The organism is Teichococcus aestuarii (assembly GCF_042651065.1).
Taxonomy (GTDB): domain Bacteria; phylum Pseudomonadota; class Alphaproteobacteria; order Acetobacterales; family Acetobacteraceae; genus Pseudoroseomonas; species Pseudoroseomonas aestuarii.
Genome location: NZ_JBHSCH010000012.1, coordinates 71,677 through 79,715 on the forward strand (window position 1 = coordinate 71,677; position 8,039 = coordinate 79,715).

Annotated in this window: 6 protein-coding genes; 2 read left to right on the forward strand and 4 right to left on the reverse strand. The window is 76.0% G+C overall.

Annotation, left to right across the window (positions count from 1 at the left end; translation table 11 throughout):
- Window positions 1-77 precede the first annotated feature (77 nt).
- Window positions 78-488 (forward strand): helix-turn-helix domain-containing protein, encoded by a 411-nt coding sequence (locus ACFOY6_RS07610; RefSeq protein WP_379649937.1) that lies wholly within the window; start codon window positions 78-80, stop codon window positions 486-488.
- Here ACFOY6_RS07610 and ACFOY6_RS07615 read toward each other — a convergent pair.
- From ACFOY6_RS07615 to ACFOY6_RS07630, 4 genes are all read right to left on the reverse strand, one after another.
- A complete protein-coding gene (locus ACFOY6_RS07615; RefSeq protein ID WP_379637016.1) occupies window positions 470-2,056 on the reverse strand; it encodes an ABC transporter substrate-binding protein in 1,587 nt (528 codons plus the stop codon). The two genes, ACFOY6_RS07610 and ACFOY6_RS07615, sit on opposite strands and share 19 nt — an antisense overlap.
- Window positions 2,057-2,112: 56 nt before the next feature.
- Window positions 2,113-2,886, reverse strand: coding sequence for an SDR family NAD(P)-dependent oxidoreductase (locus tag ACFOY6_RS07620; RefSeq protein WP_379649940.1), 774 nt, complete (start codon window positions 2,884-2,886; stop codon window positions 2,113-2,115).
- 93 nt (window positions 2,887-2,979) lie between these two features.
- Complete coding sequence (locus ACFOY6_RS07625; protein WP_379649942.1) at window positions 2,980-5,793, reverse strand: ATP-binding protein; 2,814 nt, start codon at window positions 5,791-5,793, stop codon at window positions 2,980-2,982.
- Window positions 5,794-6,187: 394 nt separating this feature from the next.
- Window positions 6,188-6,877 carry a GntR family transcriptional regulator gene (locus ACFOY6_RS07630; protein ID WP_379649944.1) on the reverse strand — a complete coding sequence of 230 codons (690 nt, stop codon included), beginning with the start codon at window positions 6,875-6,877 and terminating at the stop codon, window positions 6,188-6,190.
- A gap of 91 nt (window positions 6,878-6,968) precedes the next feature.
- On the opposite strand from ACFOY6_RS07630, the gene ACFOY6_RS07635 reads away from it, so the two are divergent.
- A partial coding sequence (locus tag ACFOY6_RS07635; RefSeq protein WP_379649946.1) for a thiamine pyrophosphate-binding protein occupies window positions 6,969-8,039 on the forward strand: 1,071 nt, incomplete at its 3' end.

Consider the following 8,039-nt stretch of genomic DNA (forward strand, 5'->3'; position numbering starts at 1 on the left):
TCACTCGCTCCCGCCGGCCACCGGCGGAACTCTCCCGGCAGCGGCGCCACGGGGCGCCCTTGCCGAGGACCTTGACCATGCCGCAAGCATCCCTCTCCAGCCGCCTGGCGCCCTGGCAGATCGGCAGGATCCTGCGCCATGTCGACGCGCATCTGGCCGAGGAGATCCCCATCTCCAGCCTGGCCGGGCTGGTGGGGCTCAGCGCCGGCTATTTCTCGCGCGCCTTCCGCGCCAGCCTGGGCACCTCGCCGCACGCCTTCATCCTCGAGCGGCGGCTGGCGCGGGCGCGGGCGATGATGCTGGGCACGGCGCTCGGCCTGTCCGAGATCGCGCAGGAATGCGGCTTCTGCGACCAGCCGCACCTGACCAAGCGCTTCCGGCGGGCGATGGGCGTCAGCCCGGCGGCGTGGCGCCGCGGCCAGGGGCGCCGGCCCGCGGCGGCGCGGGCCACCCCGCCGGAGTCCGTGCTTCAGGGTGCGGCCGCCTGATGCGCGTCCAGCGCCAGGGTCAGGCTGTCCACCCGCGCGTCGTAGGTGATGCCGGCGCGCATCGCCCAGACGGTGGCCTGGTGGAACAGCGGCAGCAGCGCCACGTCCTCGTCGAGGGCGAGGCGCGCCGCCTGCCGCCACAGCGCGTTGCGCGGCCCGGCCCCCGGCGTGGCGAGGGCGGTGTCGATCAGCGCGTCGAGGCGCGGATTGCCGTAGCCGGTGCCGTTCAACGCGCCGCGCCCGCGCGCCGGGTCGCGGCTGGCGAGCAGGGCGGTGAGGAAGCTGTTGGGCTCGCCCGGCCCGGTCAGCCAGCCGAACAGGGCCATCGAGAACCGCCCGGCGCCGTAGCGCGGGAAGAAGCTGACGGCGGGCGAGGCCTCGACCGAGACCTCAATGCCCGCCTGCCGCCACATCTGCGCCAGGGCCTGCAACAGCTGCTCGTCATTGGTGAAGCGGTCGGTGGTGCCGGACAGCCCGAGCCGCAGCCCCCGGCCCCAGCCGGCCTCCTCCAGCAGCCGGCGCGCCCCGGCGCGGTCCGCTGGCGCCGGCCGCAGGGCGGGGTCGGCTGAGGCACGCCCGGGCGGCATGATCTGCGCGGTCGGCGCCGCCTCGCCATCCATCACCTGGGCGGCCAGCGCGGCACGGTCCAGCGCCAGGGAGAGGGCACGCCGCACACGCGGGTCGGCCAGCGGGTTGGCCTCGCCGGGGCGGAGCTCCGGGCGGTGGTTGAGCACCACATACATCACCCGCGTGCCAGGCTGGCGCACCAGGCGCAGCCCCGGGGTTCCGGCCACGCCCTGCGCGTCGCGCGGCGGCAGGTTCTCGATCAGGTCCAGCTCCCCGGCCAGCAGCGCACCGAGCCGGGCGCTGTCCTGCGGCAGGACGCGCAGGCTGACCCGCTTCCATTCCGGCGCCGGCCGCCGGGCGGCCTGCCACCAGCCCTCGTCGCGCTCCAGCAGGGCGCCCTCGCCACGGCGATAGGCGCGCAGGCGGAACGGGCCGCTGCCCATGACGGCGCCGCCGGCGTTGAACGCGGCCGGCGCCGCCGTGGCGGCGATGCGGGCGGGCACCACCAGGATGGTCGTCAGCCCGTTCGGCAGCAGCGGCGCCGGGCCATCGGTGTACAGGCGCAGCACGTCCGGCGCCGCCACCTCCACACGCCGCAGCCCCACCAGGAAGGGCGTGTAGCGGCCGGGGCTGTCGGGGATGGTCATGGCACGGTGCAGGCTGGCGGCGGCGTCCTCGGCCCGCACCGGTGTTCCGTCGGCGAAGCGTGCCGCGGGGTCCATCCGCAGCTCCCATCCCGCGCCGCCGGCCAGCGGTGTCCACTGGTGGGCCAGCATCGGCAGCAGGCGGCCGTCATGGCTCCATTGCAGCAGGGCCTCGAAGAGATGCCGCTGCAGGGCGAAATTGGCCGCGTCGGCGTGGAAATGCGGGTCCAGCGTGGTTGGCGAGACCGCCATGCCGATGCGCAGCTCCGCCGCGCCGCCGGCCGGCGCGGCCGTCAGGGCCGGCGCCAGGGCCAGGAGAATCCGCCAGATGGGCCGGCGGGGTTCATGCGTGGACATGCGCGCAAAATGCGCCGGGGAGCCTTGCCCTGCCAAGCCCGGCGACGGGTGGCCGCTCAGGCGCCGTAGCCGCCGTCGATCGCCAGCACCGTCCCGGTGACGAAGGAGGCTTCCGGGCTGGCCAGGAACAGGATGCCGGCCGCCACCTCCTCCGGCTCGCCGAAGCGGCCGAGCGCGGTGCCGCAACGCTGCGGCGCGGCGAAGGGGCCGTCGGCCGGGTTGTGCTCGGTGTTGATCGGCCCCGCCTGCACCACGTTGACGGTGATGCCGAGCGGCCCGAGGTCGCGCGCCGCGCCCTTGCTGAAGCCGACCACCGCAGCCCGCGTGGCGGCGTAGTCGGCCAGCCCCGCGCCGCCGACGAAGCCGGCCACGGCGCAGCCCATGGTGATGATCCGCCCGCCCGGCCGCATCAGCGGCGCCGCCGCGCGGATGGCGGTGAAGACGCCGCCGATGTTCACCGCCGCCTGCGCCGCCAGGGCCGCGCCGTCGATATCCGGGTCGTCCACCGGGCCGGTGACGAAATGCGCCGCGTTGTTGACCAGGATGTCGAGCGCGCCGAACTCCTCGCGCACGGCGCGCACCATGCGGTGGATGTCGTCCGCCCGCCCCTGGTCGGCCTGGTAGGCGGCGGCCCGCCCGCCGCGCCGCCCGATCGCGCGCACCACCTCGGCGGCGCGGTCGGCATCGTGGCGGAAGCTGATGGCCACCGCCGCGCCGGCTTCCGCCAGGGCCAGCGCCGCCGCCCGGCCGATGCCGCGCGAGCCGCCGGTGACCAGCGCCACCTTGCCGGCCAGCCTGCCCGCGCCGCCATTGCCCGCCCCGAACGACACGCCGCGATCCTCGCCCTGGCCATGACCATCCGCCATCCGGCGGAGGCGCAGCATGGCAAGGGGCGCGGGCGGTCCGCTTGGCCGATCCTGCCCTCAACCGTCGCCGAGCAGCGCGCGCGCCGCGCGCAGATCGGGCGTGTCGGCCCGCGGCGGGAAGCGGGCGACGATGCCGGCCAGCAGTGCCTCCGCCGCCGGACCTGACGCACACTCCCGCCGCATCCGGGCGAGGCTGGTGGCGGCGCGCAGCGACCAGGCGGGCGCCGCCTGCCGTTCCGCCAGCGCCTGCGCCGCGCGGAACGCCGCCGCCGCCGCGCCCGCATCCGCCAGCGCCAGCCGGCATTCGCCGCCCAGGCGGAGATATTCCGGCTCGAACCAGGCCTCGCCGCAGCCGCGCGCATCGGCCAGCGCGGCCTCGACCGCCGCCAGCGCCTCCGCCGGCCGCTCCAGGCGCAGCAGCGCCGTGGCGACGCCGGCATGCAGGATCGGCAGCCGCGCGCTGAAGGCGGTGGGCGCCATGCCCGCCATCCGCTCGCGCAGCTGCGCCAGGCCCTCTTCCATCCGGCCGGCGGCGATCCACTCCAGCGCCCGGTAGCTCTCGCCCCAGAGCACCCAGGCCTGGGTCTGCCGCAGCTCGCCCAGCATCCTGGCGCGCACCGCGGCGGCGCGCGCCATGTCGCCCGCCAGGAAGGCCACCGGCCCCGCGCCCAGCGCCAGGGCGAAGAAATGGCTGAAGGGGTGCTCCAGCGCGCGCGCCTCGGCCGCCGTCTCGTCGGCCAGCGCCAGGGCCGCCTCCGTCTCGCCCTGCAGCCACAGGATGCGGGCCAGCACGCTCTTGGAGAGGATGCGCTGGTCGTAGAAGTTCAGCTTGCTCTGGTGCGGCTGCAGCGCTCGGCGCGGGTAGCGGGCGAGCATCGCCTCGGTCAGCCGGCGCGCCTCCGCCTGCTCGCCCTGCATGTGCAGGATGTAACCCACCAGCCGGTCCCCCACAGGCCCGTCATCGGGCTGGCCGGAGGCCCAGGCGATGTCGCGGAAGCGGTGGGCATAGGCCAGCGCCTGGCCGTAGTCGCGCCGCATGGCGCCGAGCGCCAGCCCGTTCAGCGCGCGCAGCTGGTGCTCCACGTCGCCGAGCTGCTCGGCGAAGACCAGCGTGTTGACCCAGGCGGATTCCAGCGTGCCGGACTGGAATACCGTGATGGTGCCGAGCGCGGCATAGAGCCGCATGCCGAGGCGCGGCTCCTGCTCCACCTCGGCGCGGAAGGCGGCGATGGCCGCGTCCAGCCGCCGCCGCGTCTCGTCGATCAGGCCGAAGGAGGACCAGAGCGGCACGCCGGCGAGGGTGAGGGCGATGCCGGTGCGCCGCTGGCAGGCGGGGCCCAGCGCCCAGTCGATGGCGGCGCGCAGGTTGTCGATGTCGGGCGCCAGCCGGGCGCGCGCCTCGGCCACCGGCACGGCGGCCCACAGCGCCTCGGCCCGCCGGAACACCGCCTCGAAATGGCTGGCGTGGCGCAGCGCGGTGGCCTCCGCCTCGCCCGCCTCCTCCAGCTTGCCGGCCAGGTAGAGCCGCGTCGTGTCGAGGCAGCGATAGGCCGTGCCGCCCGGCCGCGCCTGCAGGGCGAGGAAGGACTTGTCCAGCAGGCTGCCGAGGCGGTCGATGATCTCGGCCTCCGTCTCTCCCTCGTCGGCGCCGACGGCCAGCGCCGCCTCCAGCGTGAAGCAGCCCTGGAACACGGCGAGCCGGCGCAGCAGGCGCTGCTCCTCCGGCGGCAGCAGGCCGTGGCTCCAGTCCAGCGTGGCGCGCAGCGTCTGGTGGCGGGGCAGGGCGGTGCGGCGGCCCTGCATCAGCAGCCGGAAGCGGTCGCCCAGCCGCTCCGCCAGGGCCTGCAGGCCGAGCTGGGCGGCGCGGGTGGCGGCCAGCTCGATGGCCAGCGGAATGCCGTCCAGCTGGCGGCAGATCTGCGCCACCAGCCCTGCCTCCGCATCGGTGAGCGCCGGCATGGCGCCGGCGGCCTGCAGCCGCTCGACGAACAGGGCGATGGCGGGGAAGCCCATCGCCTCCCGCGCGCCCGGCGCCGCGCCGGGCGGCGGCGCCTCCATCGAGGGCAGGCGGTAGGTCCATTCCCCCTCGGCCCGCAGCGGCTCGCGGCTGGTGGCCAGCACATGCAGCCGCGGCGCCGACTGGAGGAGGTGTTCCGCGAGGCGCGCGGCGGCGCCGATCACCGGCTCGCAGCTGTCCAGGATGACCAGCCGGTGCGCCCCGGCCAGCGCGGCGGCGAGGCCGCCCTCGGCCCGCCCCTCCGCCTCCAGCGCGGCGAGGACCCGACCCTGCGCCAGCGCGCCGTCGGTCAGGGTGCCGAGGTCGATGAAGAGCGGCGGCTGCGCGTATTCCGCCGCCAGCCGCCGCGCGACGGACAGCGCCACGGTGGTCTTGCCGATGCCGCCCGCGCCGGTGATGCTGACGAAGCGGTGCTCCCGCAACCGCCCGGCGATGAGGCCGATATCGGTCTCGCGGCCCAGCACGGGCTGCAGCCGCACCGGCAGCGTGGCCGCCGCCGTCGGCGTGGCGGGGCGTGGAACGGGGGGCGCCGGCCCGGTCTCCAGCGGCGCGACGAAGCTGTACCCGCGGCCCGGCACGGTGAGCACGTGGCGCGCCTCCGCCTCGCTCTCGCCGAGCGCCCGGCGCAGCGCGGCGACCTGGGCGCGCAGGTTGGAGTCCTCGATGTGGCGGCCGGGCCAGACGGCGGGGAGCAGCGCGCCGCGGTCGAGCACCTCGCCCGGCCGCTGCGCCAGCGCGATCAGCAGGTCGAGCGCCCGTTGCCCGATGCGGACCGGCTCACCCTCCCGCAGCAGCCGCTTGCGGCGGGGGAGCAGGGTGAAGCCGCCGAACCGGATCTCCTCGCCGCTCTCCACACCCTCCTCCGATCGTCCCTGCGGACCCGGTGCCCGTGCGGGATGCGCGATATATGTCGGCTTCTCAGCCGGTGGCAATGTCAGCGCCGGCCATGGGCGCCCAGGCCACTCCCCCCGGGTCCGCTCCAGCGGGACGGGCGCTTCCGCTGCCCCCGCCAAAGTCCTCGATCCGCCAGGGCAGCGCGGCCCCCGCCGCACTTGCGCGCATCCATCGGGCAAGGATGCGGTGCCTCCGCCCGGCGCCGCGCCCCGGCAGGGCGGCCTCCCGGGCTGCCGCGGCGGCCGGCCCCATGGCGCTGCCGGCCTCCCGCCGGCAAGGTGAGGACTCTGGCGGGAGCCGCCCCGGCTGGCCGGGGCGGGGACTTGGGCGGGAAGGGTGGCGGCGGGCGCGTGCTCAGCCGGCCGGCGCGGCGGGCCGCGCCAGCATGTCCGCCAGCACGGCGCCATGCTCGCGCAGGTCGCGCTCCACGGCGGCGCGGGCTGCGGCGGCGTCGCGCGCCGCCAGCGCCGAGAGCAGCGCCACATGCGGGTGGTCCTGCGGCGCCACGGGGCGCGGCACGGTGAACAGCAGGTTGATGGTGGGGCCGGCCTGCACCCAGAGGCTCTCCACCATGCGCTGCAGCACCGGCATCCGCGCCAGGGCGATGGTGTGGAAATGGAACAGCTCGTTCTCGGTCAGCACCATGCGCGCATCGTTGCGCAGCCGGCCCTCGGCGACGCGGGCATGGATGGCGCGCAGCGCGGCGATGTCCTCCGGCGTGGCCAGCTCGGCGGCGCGGGCGGCGGCGCGGCCTTCCAGCTCCACCCGCAGCTCCATGATCTCGTTGTAGCGCTCCGGCGCCAGGCGCGGCACCCAGGCGATGCCGCGCGCGTCGAGGTCGAGCCCGCCTTCCGAGACCAGGCGCAGCAGCGCCTCGCGCACCGGCGTCGGGCTCACCTGCATCTCCTGCGCCAGCAGCCGGTGCACCAGCTTCTGGCCGGGCGAGAGGCGGCCGGACATCAGCGCGGCGCGCAGGCGGCGATAGACCTTGCCGGCGAGGCTTTCCTCGCGGTCGACGGGGGCAAGCGGGGGAAGGGCATCCATGGCGGCGGGACTCATCGGGGGGCGCCCTTGACGTGTCAAGCAAACCGGCATTTGCTATAGCAAACACCAAATACCACGAGGAAACCCCCGGATGCCAGACAGCGCCCCCTCCCTCGCGGCGAACGCGACCGTCGCCCTGCGCCTGGCCGAGGCGCTCGCCCGCCACGGCGTCACCCTGACCTTCGGGCAGAGCCTGCCCTCGGCCTTCCATCTCGCCGCGCCGCATGCCGGCATCGCGCAGAAGGTCTACCGGCAGGAGAACATGGGCGGCACGATGGCCGACGGCTATGCGCGCATCTCGGGCAAGGTCGGCATCGTCACGGCGCAGAACGGGCCGGCCGCCACCCTGCTGGTGCCGCCGCTGGCCGAGGCGCTGAAGGCCAGCGTGCCGGTCATCGCGCTGGTGCAGGAGGTGACGCGCGACAGCGCCGACCGCAACGCCTTCCAGGAATTCGACCACCTGAGGATGTTCGACCCGGTGGCCAAGTTCGTCCGCCGCATCGACCGCGCGGACCGGCTGGAGGATTACGTGGACATGGCCTTCGTCGCCGCCACCTCCGGCCGGCCGGGCCCCGCCGTGCTGCTGCTGCCGGCCGACCTGCTGCTGGAGCGGGCCGCCCCCGTGGCGCGGCGCCGCGCCAATCTCGGCAGCTACCCGCTGGACCGGCCGCAGCCGGAGGCGGCGCGCATCGAGGAGGCGGCGGCGCTGCTGGCGGGGGCGGCGCGGCCCATCGTCATCGCCGGCGGCGGCGTGCATCTCTCCGGCGCGGCGGCGGAGCTGGCGGCGCTGCAGGAGGAGGCGCATTTGCCCGTCGCCACCACCTTCATGGGCAAGGGCAGCGTGGCGGAGACGCATCCGCTCTCGGTCGGCGTCGTCGGCAACACGATGGGGCAGGGCGCCCGCGCCCGCGCGCTGCGGCCGCTGGTGGCGGAGGCCGATGTGGTGCTGCTGGTGGGCAACCGCACCAACCAGAACGGCACGGATAGCTGGACGCTCTACCCGCCCGATGCCCGCTACATCCACATCGACCCCGATCCGCTGGAGATCGGCCGCAACTACGAGGCGCTGCGCCTGACGGGCGACGCGCGCGCCACGCTGGCGGCGCTGCGCGCGGCGATAGCGCGGCAGGACCTCGCCGCCCGCGCCGCCGCCCGCCCGGAC